Annotated in this window: 19 protein-coding genes; 8 read left to right on the forward strand and 11 right to left on the reverse strand. The window is 43.0% G+C overall.

All coding sequences use genetic code 11. From position 1 onward, the window contains the following. Positions 1 to 240: 240 nt before the first annotated feature. A complete protein-coding gene (locus ACO1R6_RS03685; protein ID WP_486262277.1) occupies positions 241 to 1,815 on the reverse strand; it encodes an N-acyl-D-amino-acid deacylase family protein in 1,575 nt (524 codons plus the stop codon). Positions 1,816 to 1,929: 114 nt separating this feature from the next. On the opposite strand from ACO1R6_RS03685, the gene ACO1R6_RS03690 reads away from it, so the two are divergent. The 3 genes from ACO1R6_RS03690 (at position 1,930) to ACO1R6_RS03700 (ending at position 4,443) form a co-directional block, all read left to right on the forward strand. After that, a complete protein-coding gene (locus ACO1R6_RS03690; protein ID WP_486262279.1) occupies positions 1,930 to 2,406 on the forward strand; it encodes a phospholipase D-like domain-containing protein in 477 nt (158 codons plus the stop codon). A 3-nt stretch (positions 2,407 to 2,409) separates the two neighbouring features. Continuing rightward, positions 2,410 to 3,210 carry a phosphatase PAP2 family protein gene (locus ACO1R6_RS03695; protein ID WP_486262280.1) on the forward strand — a complete coding sequence of 267 codons (801 nt, stop codon included), beginning with the start codon at positions 2,410 to 2,412 and terminating at the stop codon, positions 3,208 to 3,210. Between the two features lie 174 nt (positions 3,211 to 3,384). Next, positions 3,385 to 4,443 (forward strand): MJ1255/VC2487 family glycosyltransferase, encoded by a 1,059-nt coding sequence (locus ACO1R6_RS03700; protein WP_486262282.1) that lies wholly within the window; start codon positions 3,385 to 3,387, stop codon positions 4,441 to 4,443. 125 nt (positions 4,444 to 4,568) lie between these two features. Here ACO1R6_RS03700 and ACO1R6_RS03705 read toward each other — a convergent pair whose 3' ends face one another. The 9 genes from ACO1R6_RS03705 to ACO1R6_RS03745 form a co-directional block, all read right to left on the reverse strand. Next, complete coding sequence (locus tag ACO1R6_RS03705; protein ID WP_486262284.1) at positions 4,569 to 5,165, reverse strand: hypothetical protein; 597 nt, start codon at positions 5,163 to 5,165, stop codon at positions 4,569 to 4,571. Between the two features lie 12 nt (positions 5,166 to 5,177). Beyond that, positions 5,178 to 5,552 carry an ASCH domain-containing protein gene (locus ACO1R6_RS03710; protein WP_486262286.1) on the reverse strand — a complete coding sequence of 125 codons (375 nt, stop codon included), beginning with the start codon at positions 5,550 to 5,552 and terminating at the stop codon, positions 5,178 to 5,180. After that, complete coding sequence (locus ACO1R6_RS03715) at positions 5,530 to 7,047, reverse strand: PIN domain-containing protein (RefSeq protein ID WP_486262288.1); 1,518 nt, start codon at positions 7,045 to 7,047, stop codon at positions 5,530 to 5,532. Before ACO1R6_RS03715 ends, ACO1R6_RS03710 begins: the two co-directional genes overlap by 23 nt. An 11-nt stretch (positions 7,048 to 7,058) precedes the next feature. Further along, positions 7,059 to 8,099 (reverse strand): hypothetical protein, encoded by a 1,041-nt coding sequence (locus ACO1R6_RS03720; RefSeq protein ID WP_486262290.1) that lies wholly within the window; start codon positions 8,097 to 8,099, stop codon positions 7,059 to 7,061. 65 nt (positions 8,100 to 8,164) lie between these two features. After that, a complete protein-coding gene (locus ACO1R6_RS03725) occupies positions 8,165 to 13,111 on the reverse strand; it encodes a DNA repair ATPase (protein ID WP_486262292.1) in 4,947 nt (1,648 codons plus the stop codon). Between the two features lie 271 nt (positions 13,112 to 13,382). Beyond that, positions 13,383 to 13,742 (reverse strand): hypothetical protein, encoded by a 360-nt coding sequence (locus tag ACO1R6_RS03730; protein WP_486262293.1) that lies wholly within the window; start codon positions 13,740 to 13,742, stop codon positions 13,383 to 13,385. Positions 13,743 to 13,806: 64 nt separating this feature from the next. Continuing rightward, a complete protein-coding gene (locus tag ACO1R6_RS03735) occupies positions 13,807 to 14,193 on the reverse strand; it encodes a hypothetical protein (protein ID WP_486262295.1) in 387 nt (128 codons plus the stop codon). A gap of 90 nt (positions 14,194 to 14,283) precedes the next feature. Then, the gene (locus ACO1R6_RS03740) at positions 14,284 to 16,458 is read right to left on the reverse strand and encodes a flotillin family protein (RefSeq protein ID WP_486262297.1); all 2,175 of its coding nucleotides are present in this window, start codon (positions 16,456 to 16,458) and stop codon (positions 14,284 to 14,286) included. A gap of 420 nt (positions 16,459 to 16,878) precedes the next feature. Further along, on the reverse strand, positions 16,879 to 17,511 hold the full coding sequence (locus ACO1R6_RS03745; RefSeq protein ID WP_486262299.1) for a hypothetical protein: 633 nt from the start codon (positions 17,509 to 17,511) through the stop codon (positions 16,879 to 16,881). 661 nt (positions 17,512 to 18,172) lie between these two features. Here ACO1R6_RS03745 and ACO1R6_RS03750 point away from each other — a divergent pair. Then, positions 18,173 to 18,433, forward strand: a complete 261-nt coding sequence (locus tag ACO1R6_RS03750) for a hypothetical protein (RefSeq protein ID WP_486262301.1) — start codon at positions 18,173 to 18,175, stop codon at positions 18,431 to 18,433. Between the two features lie 12 nt (positions 18,434 to 18,445). Here the strand turns inward: ACO1R6_RS03750 and ACO1R6_RS03755 are convergent, their stop codons facing one another. After that, positions 18,446 to 18,889: a hypothetical protein gene (locus tag ACO1R6_RS03755; RefSeq protein ID WP_486262303.1), complete on the reverse strand. Its 444-nt coding sequence runs from the start codon at positions 18,887 to 18,889 to the stop codon at positions 18,446 to 18,448. Between the two features lie 339 nt (positions 18,890 to 19,228). Between ACO1R6_RS03755 and ACO1R6_RS03760 the strand changes: the two genes are divergently transcribed. The 4 genes from ACO1R6_RS03760 (at position 19,229) to ACO1R6_RS03775 (ending at position 22,979) form a co-directional block, all read left to right on the forward strand. Continuing rightward, on the forward strand, positions 19,229 to 19,468 hold the full coding sequence (locus ACO1R6_RS03760; protein ID WP_486262305.1) for a copper chaperone: 240 nt from the start codon (positions 19,229 to 19,231) through the stop codon (positions 19,466 to 19,468). Between the two features lie 300 nt (positions 19,469 to 19,768). Beyond that, complete coding sequence (locus ACO1R6_RS03765) at positions 19,769 to 21,127, forward strand: mechanosensitive ion channel family protein (RefSeq protein ID WP_486262307.1); 1,359 nt, start codon at positions 19,769 to 19,771, stop codon at positions 21,125 to 21,127. 34 nt (positions 21,128 to 21,161) lie between these two features. Beyond that, a complete protein-coding gene (locus ACO1R6_RS03770) occupies positions 21,162 to 21,671 on the forward strand; it encodes a DUF421 domain-containing protein (protein ID WP_486262309.1) in 510 nt (169 codons plus the stop codon). A 78-nt stretch (positions 21,672 to 21,749) separates the two neighbouring features. Then, positions 21,750 to 22,979: a DUF2254 domain-containing protein gene (locus tag ACO1R6_RS03775; RefSeq protein WP_486262310.1), complete on the forward strand. Its 1,230-nt coding sequence runs from the start codon at positions 21,750 to 21,752 to the stop codon at positions 22,977 to 22,979. The last annotated feature ends 291 nt before the right edge of the window (positions 22,980 to 23,270 follow it).

Consider the following 23,270-nt stretch of genomic DNA (forward strand, 5'->3'; position numbering starts at 1 on the left):
GCCTAATACCGATAACAATCCCATGCTCTCGCCAGCGTCCCGCTGGTGAGACTTTCTACCGGCCTCTGGCCGCTTATTATTCTTAAAAAATTATATTTGGCAGGTTATCGCGGCCAGAGGCCGGTAGAAAGTCTCACCAGCGGGACGCTGGCGAGAGCATGGGATTGTTATCGGTATTAGGCTCTTGATATTTAATGCTGGGCTAAAAGTATAATTGTTCTGTTGCACGTGTTGGAAAGGCTATTTTTTATGCGCCGGCCCGTACAGAATTTGCCCCTGCCGGGCACCGGTATGTTTAGCCATATCTACGGTAAGTTTGCCGTTTACCAGCACGTATTCCATGCCCACGGTGTAAGCATGGGGCTTCTCAAAGGTGCTTAAATCTTTAACGGTTTCAGCGTCAAAAACAACTATATCGGCTTTAAGGCCGGCTTTTAACAAACCCCGGTTGGTCAGGTTGAATTTTTGGGCCGGCAAAGAAGTCATGCGTCGGATGGCATCTTCCAGGCCAATTACTTTTTTCTCGCGCACGTAATAACTTAAAACCCGCGCGTTGCTGCCGTAGCCCCGCGGGTGCGGTACGCCTGCCCCAAATTCCCGAATGCCCGAATCGGAAGCCACCATGGTAAACGGATATTGCAGAATATTCTCGACATCGGCTTCGTGCATGCTATGAAAAACCATAGAAGCGCTGCCTTGCTCGGCCAGATCCAGAATGGTTTCTATTTCTGCAGGAATACTGTAAGGCCGGTTACGCATTTTATTTATTTCGGAAATATTTTTGCCGTTATACGCGGGATTGGGTTTATAGCTGGCTACTACAGCATAACTAAAATCCGGGCGATCGCGGCGGGCCATATCCTGAATCATTTCTGCTACAATTTTTTTACGGGTAATTGGGTTCCGGAAGCGGGCTACTATGCTGTCGCGGCCGTTGGCAAGGGCCCACGACGGAATTAAAGAATTAAGGTTGGTGCTGCTGGCGGTGTAAGGATATTGGTCGATGGTTACTTCCTGGCCGGCCTCGCGGGCTTTTTTTACCATGGCCAGGGTTTCGTGGGAGCGGTGCCAGTTGGGTTGGCCAATTTTAAAATGCGAAATCTGGACGGGCATACCGGTTTGCCGGCCAATATTTAAAGCTTCGTCGATGGCCTGAAAAACTTTATCGCTTTCGTTGCGGATGTGCGAGGTATACACGCCGTGGTATTTGGCTGCGGCCTGGGCCAGGGCAATCACCTCGTCGGTTTCGGCGTAAGTACCCGGAATATAAATAAGCCCCGTAGACAAGCCAACGGCACCATCCTGCATAGCTTGGGCTACGAGGTTGGTCATGTGGGCCAGCTCAGTAGGTGTTGGCTTGCGGTTAGCGGTGCCCATAGCCGCTTGCCGCACATTGTTATGCCCGATAAACGTACCAACATTCACCGAAAGCTTTAGGCTATCCAGAAACTTAAAATATTTTTTTACATTGGTTTGAGACGAACCGCAGTTGCCCGTAATGACTGACGTAACACCATCGTAAATAAAGCTTTCGGCTCGGGGGCTTACTTTTTCGTCGCCTTCAATGTGGGTGTGTACATCAATAAAACCGGGCGCTATTACTTTCTTTTGGGCGTCTATTATTTTTTTTGCTTTGATGTTGGGGAGTAAGCCCACCGCCAGAATTTTATCTTTTTTAATGGCCACATCGCCGTAATACCAGGAGTTGCCGGTGCCATCAATAATTTTTCCGTTTTTAATCAACAGGTCGGCTTTCTGACTAAAGGCCGGTAAAGCGGCCAGCAGGCAAATAAAGAGGAGCAAATGGCGGTACATGTTTTTTTAACTAAATTAATTTTTTGCCTTAATAATCACAAGCAAAATTATAAAACCGGTTAATTAGCAAATTTTAATTTTACCCGGTAGATTACAGCCAACTAAACATTAAACATGTTCTCACTTTTCTCTAAACCCGCTAAAGTAGTAAGCCACGCTTACTTTAGTCCCGGCGATGCTTGTTTAAACGCCATTAACTTAGGTATAAACAGCGTCCAAAAGTCGTTAAAAATTTGTGTGTTTACTATTTCCGACGACCGCATCACCCGGACCATTGTGCAAGCGCACCGCCGGGGCGTGGCGGTAAAAATCATTACCGATAACGAAAAGCTTTTTGATAAAGGCTCCGACATCCGGGAGTTGGCCCAAGCCGGTATTGCGGTGCGCATAGATAATACACCCAACCACATGCACCATAAATTTGCCATTCTGGATAACCAGGCGGTGCTTACCGGCAGCTATAACTGGACCCGCAGTGCTGCGCTGTACAACCACGAAAACGTAATAATCACAAACGAAAAAACTTTGGTTACCGATTTTTGCCAGGAGTTTGACCGGTTGTGGCACGAAATGGCCGCTTATCAGTTATAACAGATGCGCGCGCACTATAAAAGCCATAAGCGGGCAATTTTGTTAAATATAGGTGCCTGGCTAACCATGGTGGTGACGTTGTTTAGTTTGCCCATTGCTTTTTGCGGCTACGAAAGCGGCGACTGGGATACCAGTTTCTGGTATTTTTTGTCGGAGTCGGGTGGGGTATATGGTACCGCCATTTTGGTTACTTTTTTGTGCGCCATATTTGCCGCCATACGCCGGGGCCGGAAAAGAAAAATAATGGCTTTTGTATCTGCGGTAGGTTTTTTTGCCCTGGTTTTGGGCAGTATGGCTTATATAAACGAGTACGGCATAAAACCATTGTTGCAAAAGCCCCGGCCCAGTCATGTGTACCTGCTGGGGGCAGAAGGGCAGGAAAATACATTGTTGCTGCAGTACTACCAGAACGAAGTAGCCCAACGCCGGGTTTATTTGCAGAAATTTATCCGGGAAAACCCGGACAAAGTAAAAGCCATTTCGCCGCGGGTGCTAAACCACTGGGTGCAGGAAGCCGGTTATTCTTTTCCGTCGGGGCACGCCCAAAATGCTTTTTTGCTGGGCAGTATACTGGTTTTTTGGTTGTGGCGCGTGCTGCCCCGGCAAAAGCAGTTTTGGTTGGTGGTACCTATTACCTGGTCGGTGCTGGTGGGCTTATCGCGGGTAGCCTTGGGCGTTCATACCGAAACCGATGTATCGTTGGGAGCGGCCATCGGCCTGGTATTGGCTTATATTTTTTCGGTAACCGGTTTGCTTAACCGTTTATTTGGCGTACTCCCCAAGCGGTTAGATGTTAGTGGTTAGTAATTAGATATTAGTATTTAGATGTTAGTAGTTAGTATTTAAGTTAAAAATCATAAATGATTAAACTCCGCTCTGTTCGCATTTAATATTTCAATATTCATCTCATGCCATTTAAAAGCTAACCACTAATAACTAATCATTAATTTAGTCGCGCAGTTTACGCGTTTTACGAACATGAAAATATTATACGGAGTACCCGGCGAGGGAATGGGGCATGCTACCCGCAGCAAAGTAATTATTACGTATTTACTGGCCCAGGGCCACGAGGTGCAGGTGGTTTCGAGTGCGCGGGCCTACCAGTTCTTAGCCAAGGCTTTTCCGGACCGGGTGCACGAAATAAAAGGGTACCACCTGGCGTATAAAAATGCAGCGGTGTCGGTACTGAGAACCGCCGCCCTTACTTTACGTACCGCGCCCGCTAACCTGCAGGCCAATTTTCATCGGTACCGCACCTTGTTAGAGCAGTTTAGCCCCGAGTTAATTATTTCGGATTTTGAGTCGTTTACTTACTTATTTGCCCGGTACCACCGGCTACCGGTTATCAGCATCGATAATATGCAAATAATTAACCGGGCGCAATTAGATATTGCCGTACCTGCCACCGAACGCAATAACTACGCCATCGCTAAAAATATTGTAAAAGGTAAAGTACCGTATTGCGACCATTATTTAATTGCTTCTTTTTTTTCGGCCCCATTGCGCAAAGAAAACACCACCCTGGTGCCGCCCATTATTCGCGCCGAAATATTGGCGGCGCAAACTGCTACCCAAAACCATATACTGGTGTACCAAACCAGCACCAGCCAGAAAAACCTGGTAGCTTTGTTACAACAGTTGCCGCAAGAACAGTTTTTGGTATACGGCTTTAACAAAGAAGAGCAACACGGCAACGTACAGCTAAAAGCCTTTAGCGAAGATGCGTTTATTCAGAACCTGGCTACGGCCAAAGCGGTGCTGGCCAACGGCGGTTTTTCTTTACTCAGCGAAGCGGTTTACCTGCATAAACCCATTTGTGCAGTACCTATAGCCAACCAGTTTGAGCAGTTTCTGAATGCCGCCCAGGTGCAAAAATTAGGCTACGGCCGTCATTTTACCGAGCTTACTCCCGACGCTTTAAAAGCATTTATTTACGACCTCCCCATTTTTCAGGAAACCATTAGCCAGTACCAACAAAACGGCAACCAACAATTATTTACCGAATTAGAGAAGCAACTGGCGGCCATTGGACGTTAAAATAGGTAGGTAAATAGCTGGGGCGGTTAGATATTTATTTCTATCAATAAGTAGAAAATTGCTTTTACAAAAGTTGCTGGTTGTATTTACATTTAAAGCAGGAGCGTACAACGTAATTTGGTTAGCTATCTATGTAAATAATGAATTAACATAAGCAAGCCGTAAATCCAGCAGTTATAGAGCAAAGTGTAAAATACCCCGATTTTTATGCTGCCCCATAAATTGCCTTTGCACCGATTAGAATGTCGGAAAACCAGGCGCAAAGCCCGGAAAAATATCCAGTACAACATACCGGCAAAAGCCAGAATCCCGATTTCTAATATATTAACAAATATCCATAAAAATATTGCTAATGCTATTGCGGCTAATATCCACAGCAGGATTGCCAATATAATTCCGGCACAGCCATCATCACCGGCACCTAAATCGCTATCTACTCCTAAATCGGGTAGGCCATCTAACTTTCGCAGTTTCATTTTATCGGTAATAGCGCCTAAATTATCTTTCAGTTTTACGCCCCGGTACAAGCCAATAGTTATAAACAGGAAAAAAGAAACCGATAAAATAGTAGTGCTAATAAGCGAATTTTTGTAAAAGGTATAATGCTGTCCCAATCCCCAGAAATATACCCCCAGAATAGTAAGCACCATTACCACTAAAGTAATGATAAAGGTATTTTTGGTGTTAATGAGGGTGTAGGTCTTAGACCTGGATTTGGGCATTAATCAACTATACTATTGATTTAAATATAAAAATGATTGGGGAGGACTTAAGTTAAAATCCTTTTTTAAACAAAGGGGAGCTTTATATTTCTTTACTTTTCTAATTTTGATTGCAAAGCCTTGTTCTTTTTTATTAAAATATTCATAAAAATATTCTTTTTCAATTCCTGCAAACTCCTTTGTTTTATTCCATAAAATATCAAGGTCTTCGTTTAAAATTGATTCAATCTCAAATTCACCAATTACTTTTTGCATTGGAGATGACGCATAAACAACAACTGTCTTTACTTCTTGATTTTTAAATATTGACCTTCTGAATTCGAATTTTTTTGTGCCATTAAAAATTAAGTTTGCAAATTCTGGTTTAATCGATAATAAAACTTTCATCTGTTTTGGTAAGTTTTATAATAGTTTGGAATTGTTCTTCTGTAATGGGGGTAAATCCTCTTGGGGCACTTTCAACATTTGCTATAATACCAGCTTCTATTAATCCTTTGAGATTAACCCGATTAGGAAAAGAATAAACATACAGAAATGAAAGAATAAAAGGTTTTAACTTAGGAAATTTGTTCCACTGCTGCCGTAACTCAACTTCATTATAAACGCTTCTGTTCTTACACTTGGCAACAAATTCATCTTCTGATTTAATATTTATATCTGTTTCTATTGCTAACCCGATTGTTGAAATCACACTTGAATAAACTTTAGGATAGGTTTCACCCATTCTATAAAAGATTATAATATCTCCTTTATTAATTTTTCTCTCGAATGAATGCGAAATAAATACTTTATTAATTGCATTCCTATGGGGGTGGTCATCTATAAAGTCCAATGGAGATTCAGTCCTTAATATCGAATCTGGCAGGAGTTCCGTATGGTATTGAGGCTCAATAGAGACCATAAACTTCTTTTGAAGTTTAGAAGTAAAAGGATAAGAGAATCGCGGATTATTAGTATTAAATTTTTTTCTAAAATCTCTAACATAAACCTGCTCATCTCCTTTCATGCCCCAAAAATTGAAGCCCCACGCCTTCATAAGCTCGATTAATCTTTTCTGTTCTTCCCGCTTATCGAATATTGTAACGTATATTTCTTCAACCCGATTTGCCAGCGCATTATCGAAGATAATCTTTAAGAAACGCTCTCCTAGTCTAACACCATTCCCAACTACTTTAAAAGTTCCGACTTTTAACCTTTTCTTAGGCTTAAAGATTGGTTCTATATCGCTATAAACTTCATCTTTATCTTCTCTTTTTAGATAAAGAAAGGATAACAGTTTACTATTTGTAGCATTATAAGTTATATAGGCTTTCTCGCTTGCTTTCTTATCGAACCACTGCTCAAATCCAGGATAATCTTCTTTTAGAGAATCAAAAAATGGGTCAGACAAATTTATTTGTCCAAATAATACTTGCCTAACGTTCAAAACTTTATAATCAACAAGTGCAGGAAATTCTCCTGTTATCCTTTCAAGAAAAGATTCAATCGTGAATACTTTATCTGTTATTCCTAAGCTCTCAGCTTTACGATGTACTTTTTTATCTTCTGAAATAAGAATATCTACTCTATTGCAATAAACTTCGTTAAGTAGATTACTATCTAATAAGTCATTGGCATTATGGTCAAACTTTTTTGATATGTCAGTAATGTGTTGATTTATAGGAGCTGGTGAAAGTATCTCTGTATAATTTCCTAGTTTTGCCAGAAAAGTATTTACAGTATCCTTATTGGGGTTTTTCTTTATTTCCTCAATAGTAAGGGGATGAATACATTTTTCATATTTAGCCTTTTCTAAATACTTATATAAAATCCCAATATCTAAATTAGTTACCCTGCCAGCTTCTCTATGGATAATTATATTAGTATCTAAAAGTGCTTTCATTTATGCGTATACTAAGAAAATATTTTCGATTTTAAAGATGAATATTTAGATAAGAATAATGGTCTTATAAAGTATAATATCATTAATAAAATTAAAATGAATGCTACTCCTATTTCTATTGGTAAATTTGACCAAATAGAAGTTATTGTTAATTCTGGATTAAATGATTTTCTATAAGAAGGAATGAATAATAAGATACCGCATACAATATTAATAAGTACAGCAAGTGCAAACTGACCAGCCCCAATCCTTTCTTGCGTATAAATAGAAAAAAAGGAATAGCTATCTAGCTTTTCCTTTTTATTAAAGATAACTATTAACTCATCTTTTTTTACACGATTATCATCAAGGTATTTATTAAAGGATTTGTATTCTAAAGTGCGAACATTTCTTAAAGAATCTGATTCCAAAAAAGTTAAGTCATAGTTATTAGGGATTATGTTAAAGCAAAAGCAAGAAGAAATTTTACAGTAATGTTTAATCTTTAAATCAGAAATTAAGTTGTCTGGTAAGTTACGCTTCTCGTTTACTTTAATATCATAGATGATTGTAGATTTTCCTATACCATTCTTTCTTGTTGAAATAAATGGTAACTTCGGCCTAATTGCGAATCTAAAATAAATATTAGCTTGACTAGCGGATTTTATATAATCAGTACAATCAACATTAATTGTAAGAAGGTTTCGCTTAAAATTAGGTTCTAAGTCAGCTTTAAGAATACATAACTTATTTCTACCTGAGAATTCATGTATAACCCCGCTCAAATTCTCACCTCCATCTAAAGATAAGGTACTTAATATGGAATCATTGAAAATAAACCTACTATTAGCAGAATCTTTTAGCTTGGGATAAAAGTCTTCTGCCAAACTACCTACTTGAAGCCAAGGTAGAAACAGATCTAAAGTTAAAGTATTGAATCCTTGTATATCCGTTGCTTTTATTTCGCATCCAAATTCTACAAGAGAACTATTATCATTAAATTGCCAATTACATATATGGAATCTTTCTATATTAATTTCTCTTTCAGAAAAGATGAAATAAGAGTTTTCCATAATAAATATATATCTAAAAGCTTGAATATAATAATTATACAAATATGTTATTCATTTAATTAAGTTTATATCTCCACCCCATCTCCTTTAAACTGCCCCAGCACATCTTTAATTCCACTCAAGCCTTCTGAAATATTCTCCATTTGGGTGAGCACCTGGTTTACCTGGTTACCGGAGCCGAAGGCGTTTAGTTTGAGGTTGCGCACAAAGGTGGCTTTAATGTCCTGCCAGCGCTGGGCTTCGGTGGGCGAGAGCAAGCCCAGGAGTTCTTTTAGCTTTAATAAATTGGCTTCGGCGCCGGTGGTCAGGGTTTGGGCTTCGGCTTCGTAGTGGCTCCGGATAAGCGTTTGCAGCTCGTCTTCGTTCATAATGGGCATTACTTTTTCGGCCAGCTTGTTCATGTTGCGGTAGGAGCCCTGCAGCTTAAACGGTGGTTCGGTGCGGTATTCCTCGGCCTGCGCCGCCGACCGGATATATTCCAGGTTCACGGTTAAAATCACGTCCCGGATTTTCAAAAGCTTTTGCAAAACCTGCGAATATTCGTTCAGTTCGGCGGGCAAATGGTTGGCTTCAAAGGTTAAGCCTTCGGCGTTGTTGGTTTGCGCCAGTTGCAAAAGCGGGTACAAATCTTTCTGACTTTTGCTTGCCAGTCCGGCCAATACCGTGTTGGAAGTTAAGGCATTTTCGAGGTAGCTGAGTTTAAAGGCATCGGCAGTGTTGCCAATAATATCGCCCAGGTTGTAAATATCGGCGCGGTTGGCTAGCATGTCGGGTATCCGAAATTTCTCGCCGGTTTCGGTGTAGGGGTTACCCGCCATCACCACGCACACTTTTTTGCCCCGGAAATCGTAGGTTTTGCTTTTGCCTTTGTAAACGCCTTCAATCTTGCGCTGGGCATCGCACAACGAAATAAACTTCTGCAGAAACTCCGGGTTGCAATGCTGAATATCGTCCAAATAAATCATCACGTTATCGCCCATTTCAAAACTTAAATTGAGTTTTTCGAGTTCTTCGCGGGCAGCAGCGTTAGGGGCTTCGGCGGGGTCCAGGGCGGTAACGGCGTGCCCGATGGCGGGACCGTTTATCTTCATAAAAATAATGCCCAGGCGGTTGGCAATATATTCCATGATGGTGGTTTTGCCGTAACCCGGCGGCGATAACAGCAACAACAAGCCCATTAAATCGGTGCGTTTGTTTTCGCCGGCGGTGCCCATTTGTTTGGCTAAGTTGGCGCCGATTAAAGGCAGATAAACCTGGTCGATGAGTTTATTGCGCACAAACGACGAGAGCACACGCGGCTTAAATTCATTCAGGCGCAGTTCGGCTTCAAATTCCTGAATCAGGCTCTTTTTAAGTTCGGTAAACTGGTTGTAATCGGGCACCACCGTGGTTTCGTAAGTGCGCAGCTTGTTTAAAAACTGGTTAAACTGCAAGGTATATTGCTGCTCCACAATTAACGGATGCGCCCCGCGCAAACCAGCAATATTTTGCATTAAAGCCGTACTGATTACCGCCGAGGCCCTGTAAGAATTGGTTAATAAAAGTACCGCCGCTTCCGGAATAAAAAGGTTTTTTTCGGGTTGATTGGCTTTCTGAACAAAGGCGCGCAGCCAGTGCCGGATTAAATTAACCTGAGCTACCACGTCTTGTTCCAGGGCTTTTACCGAGGTTTCGTAGGTGCTTTGGGCTTTGTTTTGGGTTAAATATTGCGTGAAACTGGTGTACAAAGCGGCGGCTTCGCCCGAGATAATAAATTCGTCGTGGCGGGCTATTTCCCGGAATAAATATTCGGCGGCTTCGGCTACCTCGGCTTCGGTGGCTAAGTTGGTTTCCTGAACAAAGGTTAAAATATCGGCGTGGAGCTCCGTAATAATATTTTCAAACTGATGCGTATGGGGGAATCCCTGCAAAATCGCGCCGGCGCCTTTTAACTGCGCGTTTAAAATTTCTTTGCGAGTGGCCGGTACAAATTTATGCCAGAACAAAGCGGCACACGCCCGGGCCGGCGAATCGAAACGCAATAAATCAGTCGTTTTTACCAGTTGCACCAGGCTTTGCAAAATAAGGGCAGCATCGTGGTCGTGCACGCCTTTGATATAGCCTTCGTTAAACCGCAACGCCATAAACCGCTGCGTGTAATCAGTTAGTTCGGCGAAAGTCAATTTATGCAGCTCATCGGTTTTTAAATAAGCCAAAGCCGCATCGGGACTGGAACGCTGGTTCTGAGTAATTTGCAGCAATTGGTAAGCTAAATATTCGGCGCGGTATACCTCGTTATTTTCCGAAACCAGCGTTTGCTCCCAAACCGGTTTAAAGTTTAAGAACGCGGTGTTCGTGATTTTTTCAAAGAAACTGGTGCCGGCCAAATGGAAGTACATGTCGCCGTCGCGATGCACAATACTGAGGGCCAGCGGTTGGGTATTGACGGTAAAATGGTGGTTGCCCAGCTTTAAAACATCGGCTCCGGAAATAAATAAATCCTGGCGGTCTTTGAGCTGGCGCACGGCATCTTCGCGCACGGTTTTGAGGCGACTCTGGATGGCATCGGCTTTCACGGTATCGCCCACGCTTAATAATTCGTCGGTAATATTCCGGACTTTCTCTACCATTAAATCCGAAGCAAAATAGCCGTTAATATCGTTTACCGTAGTGAGTTTGCTTAACCGGCTCTGGATGGCTTTTAATATTCTATCCGCAGATTGTTCTAGCCCCGTAGCGCGTTTGTTCCGGGCTTCGGTTAAACTTACTTTTTTCGATTCGAAGGTGTCGTAAATTTCTTCGCGCTTTACGGTGAGCTGGTCCAGGAACTCCTCAAAATCCGGAAAGCGGCCTTCCAGTTCTTCCAGCTGCACCATGAGTTTGGCCAAATATTCTTCGCACTTTTGCGGCGTGTCGCAGAGGTCCAGGTAATTTATCACGCCCTGGCTAATCAGCTTCATTTGCGAGTTAAATTCGGCTTTGCCTTCCACGCTCAGCAACTCTTTGCGGCGGCGTTTGAGGGCGGCTTTGGTTTGGTTAAACCCGGAATAAATGGCCGAAATATTCTCGATGATGCGCGTGGTTTGGGTAGCATCTTCTATTTTGAGGTTGCTCACCACGTCAATCAGCATTTCGAGTTCCTGCGCAATGGCCGTTATTTCCATGTCGGTGGCATCGGCTTCCACTACTTTGGCGATGTTTGGAATGCCGGAATCCAGGGTTTTCACCCGCGTTTCGTAGGGCGCCAGGGCGGCATCTTGCAATAGAAACTCGACAGTTTTATCTGATATTTCCTGGGTGAAATTGGCGAGCTGGGTTTCGTAAGTCGCAATGCGGGCTTCGTCAGTGTAGCGCAAATCTTTCAGCGAAATTACTTCGCCGCGGAGCGCACGCAACTGGGCCAGGTACTGCACAAACTGGTTAATATTTTCGGCCTTCTGGAATTTCAGGGTGTTAATGAGTGCATCGGCTTTGGCGGCCACCGCATTTATTTGTTCCTGGGTGTTCTTCCGGATGGTAATAACTTTCTCAAACTCATCTACGGCGGCGGTAGCGGTTTGCCGGATGGCCGTTAAGGGTTGCGCCAGGTTATAAAGTTCCTCGCGGCTCAGCCAATGGTAGGCATCCAGGGTATCGGTGGTGCGTTTTATTAAATCGAGGTACAGGTTGGCGTAGGAATCGTCTTTGTTTAAAAGCGTAAGCATTTCCTGGTTTTCGGCCATGGCCCGCACAATATCTTTGTTCCCGATTTTGTATAAATACGATTCCTGGGTAACCGGCAGCATAAAGTTTGGCCCCACGTAAGGCGTTTGCCAGATTTGGATGGCGTGGTGTTTTTTGGGTTCGGCATCGGCCCGGAAAAAGCACAGTTCGCCGTTCTCAAATATTGCGTAGCCGTGGCAAACAATCGGGTTCTCTATTTTCTGGGCGATGATGTTATAAGACAGCAATAAATAAACGCCCGATTCCTTGTTGTAGAACACGTACAAATAATCTTCGCCGTTGGGCGAGGTGATGCGCTTCTCAAACACCATATTCTGCAGATTATTCTCGAATTGCTTAAACTCGCCGGTTTGCAAATAATAACCGTAAGCGTAAATAATGCCTTGATTATCGGGCAGCAACACGCAGCATTCTTCCAGCGCATCGATGCGGCGCACGGTTTGCAGCTTGGCATTGTACACCAGGTAGCGGTATTTTAGTTCGCGGTACGGACGAATTTTTAGTAAGACTAAATTCCCGATGATGGTGTAATAAATTTCGGAATCGTCGAGGGTCTGGTCCTTGTCTTCTACCTCTTCGGAATAAATGCCCTGACCGCTGGCGGTATTATCTTCTACTTTTATGGTTAAATCGCCGTGGATGGTTTCTACAAAAACCTTGTCTTCGATGGAAACGTGCGGAAATTTACCGGCGCGCTGGGCTTCGCGGGCCGGGCGTTTCCAGGTAAAATCGTGCTGGTTCGGGTAAATATATTCATGGTCGGAGCGGTTATCTAAATATGTAATGCTATCGTCTTTGAGCGCCCATTTAAAAGTCTTAATATCGTTTACGCCTTTGCCCACCCGGAACACCATAAACAAACTGGTGCCCATCACCGCAAACTTTACAAACTGCGTGTTCTTGTAATATTTGTACAGCTTCTGGAAATCGTCTTTAAACGTTGGGTTATTTAGGATATCCAGGGTTTGAAGATGAAACGTACGGTCCTGGTAGCGGTACACACTAAACACATCTGCCAGCTCCACCTCCGATTTCAACCCAATGACCACGTTGTAGCCAAATAAAAACGAATCGCCCACCGGTACCATGTCCCAGGGCACGCAGTTATTCTCCGTCGTTACGCGTTCCGTGGCCAGCAAAGATGTTTCGATGGCGCCAAATACCTGCTTGCGTTCGGTGTTTAAGTTGTGCAGGCGTGCTTGCAGGTCTTTCGCGTTTTCCTGTAGGCGGTTGCGCAGTATTTCGTAGGTGCCGCTTTCCAGTTGCACGGTTTCGGATTTGGTTTCAGCGGTGGTATTGGTATCGTTCATACGGGGTAGGAACTAAGGTTTTTAATAGTTTTTATAGCGCGAGCGTCTTCGCTCGTGCTTATTATCTTCCGGCCTCTGGCCAATTTAATTTGTTTCTATATTGGCTAGAGGCCAGCCAGAAAGTCATCACGAGCGAAGACGCTCGCGACAGGGGAAAGCGCATTGCATAGACTTGGTTTTCAAACCAGTGTAAAGCGGCAAGTTGAAAACTTGCTATTTTAAAATAACACAAGTTACGCTTCACTAAACTTGCGCTAGTAAAACAGATAGCTTATCCCAAATTATTATTTAAAAATTCCAAATCATCATCAAGCAATGCCTGAAGTGCTTTTTCACATTGTTCTAAACTTTGCCCAGTTCTATCAGATAAATAATTTTCATCTTTCTTCTGATAGAGGCCAAAGAGAAACTTCTTTATGGCCGGTCGCTTGTAAAAAATATAGTATTCATGATTGTGTTCGTAGCCAACTATAGAAAATGTTAAGCCGTGGTGGTTAAATTTATTTTCAATTTCCAGAGAGGGCGAATAATATTGTTCTTCTTCCGGGGTTTGGTTATGTTGTTTTAATAAAGCAATCCACGGAAACTCATCGAAAAGCCGCAGCACATCTTCTGGGTTAATTTCTCCCATTTCTTTTACTTCGGGCTTTAATGTTTCGCAAATACTATATCTATACATGTATTTTCTCCTTGAACTATTTTTTTAATAATTCAAGTAAAGCTTGGGAAGTAGTTAGTGGTTTTTCGCTTTCCACCAATTTTACATAACGACCGCCTACATGTTCGCCTAAGTCTCGTAAAGCTCTTCTTTCAACATCTGAAAGTCCTCCTTCTAATTTATCCATTTGCTGGATTAAAATTTTATGTGAAGGTTGAAATATGGTATTGGAAGCTAGGAGTTCTTTAATAATCGAGCTAACGAATTCTTCAGCCTTATAAAAGTCAGCTATTACCAATCTTACATTAGAAAATTTTTCTAATGCGGAACGGCTGATAGTTAAGCCTTTATCTAACCGGGTTATTTCAACTTTATCCGTATATAGTTTAGTATATAGGAATGTTGGTTTTAAAAAAGCAAACACGATTTATTTTAAATTATATAAATTTTATATTTTTTAAAGATTAAATAATGTAAGCCTGCTAAATTTTAACAGACTTACCTAATTCAAACTTTAATTCAACACAATACTTTTTACCGGCTTATCCGAAATGCCCATGGCGGTGGCGGTGCTGGTGAGTCGCTGCAGCAGGTCGGTGGTACTGTCGTCGGCGCTGCGCTGCATCATTTTCAGCAGTAATGCCGAGATACTCAGGTTACGTACGTCTTCAGATTTCATTCCGAACTGATTCATAAAATAGTGCAGATTTTCTTTAAAGTGCACTTTGCCGTCGCCGTTGGTTTTAAAAAAGGCGTCTTTCACGGTGCCCAGCACTTCACTGTTGGTAACTAAACGGTCCACGGATTTACCTTTCGTGATGGAGCCGATAATCTGGTCGAAGAACATGGTTTCACCACCCACGATATCGATTTTAGCAGCTTTTAAAGCTTCAGCAATCACCTCGGCCTGGGAAGCGGCAATATCTTTCTGGATATTGATTTGGGCTAGGTCGATGGCTTTGTCTTTGTCCAAACGCAGTTTGAACTCTTCGTGCTCTTTGCCTACGCCGTCCAGTTTGCGCATGGCGTCGGCTTTTTGCTCAATGCCTTTGGCTTCCACGGTAAACTTCTCTTCGTTTACGCGGGCTTCGGCTAAGCCTTTTTTCTGCTCGGCATCGGCGGTCATTTCAATCACGGATGCTTCGGCTAAGCCTTTTTCTTTGGCTACCTTGGCGGACACAATTCCCAGCTTTTCGTCGGCATCGGCTTGGGCTTCGGCTTTGGCCTGAATGGCTTTGGCTTCGGCGGTAGCATGTAATTGCAGTACGGCGGCATCGCTTTCGCCTTCTTTTTTGCGGGCCTGGGCTTTGGCTTCCATTACCTGGGCTTCAGCTAAACCAATGGCGGCTTCTTTGCTGGCTTCGGCTTCGGCTAATATTTTAATAGCCTGAGCTTTATTATCGGCGCTGGCTTTTTCGGCTTCGGCATCAATAATTACCTGCTTTGCGCGGAACTCAGCGGCTTTGCGCTCCATGTCGGCGGCGCCCACAAAGGTAATAGTGGCTTCTTCGGTTTCTTGCTGCGCTTTGGTAACAGCAACTTTTTTCAGACGGTCGGCTTCGGCTACCGCTACCGTATCTTTAATGCGTTCCTGTTCTTCCACCGTGGCTTTTTCTACGATTACGCGCTCCCGGATAATGCCCTGAATATTTTTACGCTCTTCTTCAATGGCTTTTTCTTTTTCAATCTGGGCCAGGGCTACAATGCGTTCTTTTTCATTCGCTTCGAGTAACCGGGCCTGGTCTACGCGTTCGGTTTCCACGGCATCGGTGCGTTGCTTGCTGCGCTCGGCTACCAGGACCTGGCGGTCGCGGTTTTGCTCGGCAATTTTTAATTCTTCATCGGTAGCTATCTTGGCTTTTTCGGCTTTCAGCCGTTCTTCCTGGCGCACTTTTTCAGCTTCGGAATATTCCCGGGACCGAATATTGGCTACTTCGCGTTTTTGCTTTTCCTCATTTTCGATAAGTTGGCGTTCCAGTTCCAGGATGGTTTCCTGGGCTTCTACGTTTTGCTTTTTAATGGTTTTTTCTTTTTCTCGCTCAATTAAGTTGGCTTGTACTTTCTGGCGGGCAGTTAAGTCAATAATTTTCTTGATACCTTCTGCATCCAGAATATTGTTTTCGTTCAGACTGCTGATGGAGGTTTGCTCTAAGTAATCAATCGCGCAATCGTCCAGGATATACCCGTTTAAATCTACGCCAATGGTTTGCAGAATCTGGCGTTTAAAGTCGTCGCGGCTTTGGTATAAATCCACAAAATCGAAGTGCTTACCCACAGTTTTTAGGGCTTCCGAAAATTTAGCATCAAATAAACCTTCTAACGCGGCGTGGTCGGAGGCGCGGCGGCACCCGATGGATTGGGCTACCTGGATTACGTCTTCGGGCGTTTTATTTACCCGTAAAAAGAAGTTCACCTTAATATCGGCGCGTAAATTATCTTTACAAATTAAGCCTTCAGAGCCGGTGCGGGAAATAACAATGGTTTTTAAGGTAATATCCATTATTTCCAGCTTATGAATAACGGGCACGACAAATATGCCGGAGAACGAAACTTTGGTGTCGCCGAGGCCGGTCCGGACCAGGGCTTCGCCCTGAATGGCCTTTTGGTACATTTTAATAACAATGGCAATTAAGCCAAAGAAGAATATCGCCAGTATACCGACGATGGTCCAGGATAATTGTGCAATCATGATGGTTGGTAGTAAAAGTGTTTAGGAATAGGAGTTAAGTTTAATTTATAATAATAGGTTTACCAGGCTGCCACAGGGCCAGCCAACGTTAGATTAAACAGCTAATTTGTTTTATTCAGGGCTATACCACCGCCTTTTTATGCTGGCCGGGTGCCTTGGTATAAGCAATTTTCTGGCTCTACCGGAAAACTAACTATTGGCTGAGTACTTAAATGAAAAATAAAAAGAAGGGCACCTGTTTCTGGTTTTTGCTTTGTCGTTAATCGGCCCGATAAAACAGATGCCAGGGTTTACATGGGTTTACTAAATATAAGGTTGGTAAAATATTAAAGAAGTAAATATAGTAAAAATAAGGATGCTGCGTAATACCCAAAACTAAGTAAATAAACTACATAGCTCTGTTGCACCAGCCGCTCCAGGTTATAAAAGTTGGTAAGGCTCTATCAGGTAATATTTGCTTTTTTCGTTGTACTCAATTACCACCGCCGTTTCGCCTTTTTTAATTTTAGCATTGCCGGTGGTTTTAACGTTTAGCAAGAGCGGCGAGCCTTCGGTTTTTACAGTAGCTTGTCCTAGTTCAGTGGCCGAAGCCGGTAAAACCACCGTACATACTTGGCCCAGCACCACGGCGTTGCCATAATGCTCTTTTTCGAGTGCGCCAAACAGCTTTACAAAAGGGCTCGTTAATATTTTAGAAAAGAACAACGCCAGTATAAAGGCCGGCAGCAAAAGTAAAAATCCGGTAAACTGACTGGCTGTACCTAAATAATAATTTGCCAACAAGGCCAGGGCCCAAAAGGGAAGTACCAGAAAACTCAGGAACAGCATAAACGGTACCCGGCCCAGGTTAAAAAAAGCCAGCGCCGAATTTAGCCAAACAATGGCTTCCGCGCCATTCAGGTCTGCTTCCGTAGTAGTTTCTAAATCTAAGTTAAAAGCATCTAGATCCAGTAAACCCACGAGAACCACCAGCCAATATAAAAGTACAAAGACCATTAATGCCGTCGGGATAATATTGGCAGGAGCGGCGGCGGCCTGTAGTAGTTCGTTCATGATTTCGGTGATTTATTTTTTATAAATATAAAGGAATTAAAATTAACATACATTATATTATTTAATATTTATTTGTATTATTCTGAGATGCTCCTCCTCCTGACATGAGCCGGAAATCACCTGTTGCGTAAAATATAGTTAGTGGCTTTTCTGCTACAAAGGCCTGGCAAATCAGGTGCAGATTGGCTCCGGTAAGAAAAATGGCCAAAAGAAAAAGTAGAACGGGTTTTTTGGTTTAGGTACCGTTGGGCTGGACCTATTTGTAGGCTGGGAAGCCGGATTGCTGCCAGGTAAATGAATGATATCGGCGAATGTACTGCTGCGCCCGCTTGTAACCGGAGCCGATGAATTTTCTTTTTTCCCCGGAAAAAGTACCGGGTTTAATTATTTTCTGAACGGTAGGCCCAAGTAAAAGGCCCGAAGAAGCGCTATCGCACCCCATCCTAATTTTTACCCAGAATAAAAGCTTTTTTAACTTGGGCGTGTAAACCAGATGCAACCTGGTGCTGAATTACAGATATTTGGCCTGGCAACGGATTTTTACCGTAAAAATTTACTTTAAAGGTGATTTATCTGGGACTGAGGCTAAATAAATATACTTTTTCTAACTTTTTGTGCCTAAAGCTCGTTTAACAAATCTGCCAAGCGTCGAAATAAAACTATGAAAAAATTATTGCACATAACTTTAGGACTGGCAATAGTAGCAGCTACAGCCAGTTGCTCTGCCGACCAGAAAAAGATTCAGGAAGATTATCCGGAAGGAGAAAAAGGAACTGCTGAAGCCATTGTGGGTGATGACCCCAATTTAGCTAAGCCAAGGCCGGCTCCTATTGGTGATACGGCCAAAACGGCGGAACAAGCCGACCAATTTGGAGAACATAACGTGCAAAACGTTGACTCCGCCGCCAGAGGCCTGAAGTAATTCAGGCTTTTTTTATGGTCTTTTCACCAGCAATATTGCCTGTGGCGCAGCCATTGAAGTACCAGGGTAAGGCTGTACATCTTTTAAAATAAGTTGATAGTTTACCTTATTATTTAAAGCTACCAACAAGGTATCGGACGATATATTTCTTTTATTCCGGGAATCTTGGGGCATCATATCGCCAATAAATAAGCGCACTATTTGGGTTTTGGGTAAGTTGGTTATAACCTCCAAAGTTGTTATTACCGCACCTTGTCTTATACAAGTAGTTTGGGCCGGGCACCGGCTATCTTCCAGTTTTACCAGTTTAATCTTACCCAGGCGGCTATTACCGGCGCGCTTATCTTCTTGCAAAATAACTGTTTGGTTCAGGCTTATTTTAAACTCCTGGTTTAGAACAGCGGTACCAGCATTGGTTTGGGGCAAGGTAGCCGATTGGCATTGCGTTAATAACAAAATTATTCCTCCCATTAAATGCAGCCGATACCGGGGTTTGGGTAAGTATGGCTTTAGAAAGTTGGGTATAAAATACAAGTGCCGCATGTCTGGGTTTTAAAGCCTATAAGCTTACTAATATATAAATTTAAAATAAGGCTGGGAACAGTGTTTTTTTACTTCGTACAAAAATAACCCATACTTTTTGTAAGGCCGGCAAGTTTAAAATTTCTCTAATCAAATCTCCTGTAAAAATATTTAGTCTCATCCTTAACTAACATTTAAGCAGAGCAGCCAGCGGTAGTTCGGTTGCAACAATTGTTGTTATCCGGAGTAAAAAATAAAAAGAAAACGTATAGCATGAAAATTTTAAAATTTAAAACCAACCTGAATACCCAGGAAAATGTATCGGAAGTAGCCGGTTTTCTGGATAAAGCTCCCAATATTAGCCATTGGCAGGTAGATACCAACAGCGAAGACAAAATATTAAGTGTTTCGGGCGAAAACCTGGACCCCCAAATTATTGAGAATGCTCTAGAAGAAGCTGGGTTTAAAGCCGAAATATTAAGGATAGTAGGTGGCAGTGGCGAAGGTTTGTAAGCGGAGAATTAAGTTATAAGGTTTGATTTTTGAGATCCGGTTAAGTCCTGAACTTTAGCTTAGAATGGCAGCTTATAACGGTTGATTAGCGGAGTCTGTAAAAGCGCACTGAATTTTATTTTTGCCTGACCTCTAGGCGCGGCCTCCTATACCTAACAAAACTTTCATTATTAATATTATTAATGTTGAAGCATTTACCGGCTAGGGTACTTTATCCGGACTTTTCGCCTGGCCAGTATGAGTAAGGTGCTTTTCTAGTGGATTTGCCCATTTGCCATCATTATTTAGCTCCCGTAGATTATGCCCTTTTTTACAAACAAACGTAAAGCTGCCGCCGCCAATAAGCTATCTGTCCGTAACCGGGCTGGTATGCAAACGGACATTAACCGGCGCTCCGGCAGCATTACCAAAAGGCGGCAACGCAAAAGAAATGTCAGGCGGGGTTCGGCGGTTAAAGGTGCCGAAAACCGGCTAAAGAACTTCCGGCAAGCCTCTATTCTGGCGGTGGCTCTAACGGGTTTTATGTTGCTGTTGTTTTCGCCGGGCGAAGCCGGGCTGGCTCAGGACAATAACTCCGAAACAACTGCGGCCACTACGTTGCCGGATTCAACTATCACTACCACTGTGTTGGGTACCAAGTTAATCACCCAAACACCGGATAGCTTAAGTCTTTCGGCTAGCGAGGCCACCGACGAGGCCATTAGCGCTTTGCAAAACCTGTGGAGTAGTTTTTTTTATAACCTGCCCAAAATTCTGATTGCGCTTAGTTGCTTAATATTGGCCTGGTTAGTAGCCTGGCTGCTAAAGAAACTGCTACAAAAGGTAATTGGGGGCTGGGGAAGTTCCGGAGCCATTATTTCTTTGGTATCAATTGCGGTTTGGCTATTGGCCACCGGGGTAGCTTTAAGTGTAGTAGCCGGCGATATCCGGGCTTTAGTGGGTTCGTTGGGTTTAATTGGCCTGGCTCTTTCCTGGTCGTTGCAAACGCCTATCGAAAGTTTTACGGGTTGGCTGCTAAACTCTTTTCAGGGGTATTACCGGGTCGGCGATCGCATTAGGGTGGGCGAAGTTTTCGGAGATGTTTACCAGATTGATTTCCTGACCACCACCGTCTGGGAAATTGGGTCGCCGTACCAGGCCGGTTATGTAAACGCCGAGCAACCTACCGGCCGCATGGTCACCTTCCCGAACAATGAAATTTTAACCGGCACCGTAACCAACCTAACCGGCGATTTCCCTTATGTATGGGACGAACTGCCCGTGAGTGTAGCCAACGAATCGGATTTGCCGTTGGCTTTAAAAGTGCTGGAAAATACGGCGGTTGACTTATTAGCCAATTATATGGTAGAGCCGGCCCGCCAGTATGCCGCCTTAATGGGGCGGGCCGGCCTGCAGGATAGCGTTTCGGAAAAGCCCCAAGTTTATTTATCGAGCGAAGACTCCTGGACCAATTTAACCATCCGGTATTTAGTGGGCGCGCGGGAGCGGCGCAAATGGAAAAGCGAACTTACCTTGCGAACTGCCCAGGAACTAAATAAACCCGAATACCTGGGCAAAATTATTCCGGTTTACCCGCGGCAGCAGGTACAATTAATAAACCCAACGGGTGTACCGGTGGAGGTGAGCCCCGGTAGTAATGAGCCGGATACCCCAGTGTAATTTTAATATTTACCAAGCTTAACCATGTACCTATATGCTTTTCGATAACTGGTCTCAAATAGTTAAAATATTACTTACCGGTACGCTTGCTTACGTAGCTATAGTGGTTATTCTGCGCATATCGGGTAAGCGTACCCTGGCCCAGATGAATGCTTTTGATTTTATTATAACGGTAGCCCTGGGATCTACTTTGGCTACGGCCATGCTTTCGAAAGATACGCCCTTAGCCGAAGGCATAGCGGGTTTGGCGCTATTGGTTTTGCTACAATTTATAGTCTCGTGGGTTTATGTACGCGTGCCGGTTTTTAATAAAATGGTAAAATCGGAGCCCCGCTTATTATTTTACCAGGGCCAGTTTAAAGACCAGGCGTTGCGGGAAGAACGGGTTAAAAAAGAAGAGTTATTTCAGGCGGCCCGCAGCCAGGGTATTCTGTCGTTGGGGCAAATAGAAGCCATTGTACTGGAAACAAATGGGAAATTCAGCATTATTAAAAGCTCCGACCAGGTAGTAAACTCCACGCTACAAAACGTAAAAAAAGATTAAAAAATAAAATTCCATTGCTGCCCGCAATTGGGATAATTTTTTACCAACTCTGTAATTAACCCCAAACGGGTATTCGGCATGATAAACAGCGCAATTAAATGGCTTAGAATACAAATAAATTGGGCTGTAAATAGTATTGCCTTTCTGCCAGCCATTATTGCGGTAATTTTCCTGACCCTGTCGTACATCATGATTACCTTTGATTATTCTGATACGGGTAAAGACTTTAAATCGCAGTGGGATTGGCTTAGCCTAAAAGATGCCAGCACCGCCCGTAGTATTATTTCTACTATTGCCGCCGGTATTCTTTCGCTAACGGTATTTAGTTTTTCTATGGTAATGATTATCTTAAACCAGGCGGCGTCTAATTTAAGCAACCGGGTACTGGATAAACTAATTGGTAACCGTTTTCAGCAGGTAATATTAGGCTTTTACATTGGCACCATTGTATACGCTCTTTTCCTGCTCAGTACCATCCGCGATATCGATTCGGGTATTTACGTACCGGCTCTAAGTACTTACCTGCTCATTTTTTTTACAGTTTTCGATATTATTCTTTTTATTTATTTCCTGCACTACATTACGCAATCGGTTAAATACGAAACCATTGTTCACCGGATTTACAAGCAAACCCAAACTGCTCTCGAAAAAAACTTTTTACGCGAAACCCCACTTGTACCTACCCAAGAACCAACCCAAGGGTATAAAATAAAAGCACCTTTTTCGGGCATATTCCAGGGTTTTGATAAAAACATGCTGCTGAATATTTGTAAGCAGGAAGAAAAAATGGTGGTTTTTATTTATTCTACCGAAACGTATGTGCTCCAAGGCACGCCTTTGTTACTGGTGCCGGCAGTAGAAAGTGTTCCGGAGAAATGGGAAAAGCAGGTAGTGGCATCACTGAATATTCAAAGGGGCGAACCGATTGATACCAATTATTTTTACGGTTTCCGGCAATTGATGGAAATGGCCGTAAGAGCCCTCAGTCCTGGTATTAACGACCCCGGTACCGCCATTTTATGTTTGCAGGCTCTGGCCGATTTGCTGGCGTACCGCGCGCAGCACCATCCGGAACTAGAAATAAAAGACAACGACGGTAAAGTGCGTATTATCCGGCAGGAAAAAAACTTTGAAGAAATATTTAGCATCTGTATTTTACCCATTTGGGACTATGGCAAAAACGATCGGCTGTTACAGCAGGCACTTTATAATCTGTTACAACAGCTACAACACATAACCACCAGCCCCACTATTTACCGGTTATTGCCAGCCATACAAACTGCCATAGCCAGGAATCAAGTAGGATAACCAACCGGTAGTTATGGTCACAAAACTCCCGGGTTAAATAACTTAGCTAAAGCTTATCAATGAGAATCGTAAAGAAATAAATTAAACTAAAACTAAAGAATAACGATACTATTAAAAGGTGCGATGGTTAAGCAGGATAATCCTTTAAAGCCTTATGCTACAAACATTTTGCAATGCTTGGCTTTTTAAATTAATAATATTTTATGTGCCAGCATTTATTTCAGAATAAAGCAGGTTCAACACCAATATTCAGCATATTGGGTTTTGATTTTTTACTTAAAGAAAAATAAT

The sequence above is a fragment of the Adhaeribacter sp. genome (assembly GCF_057359045.1).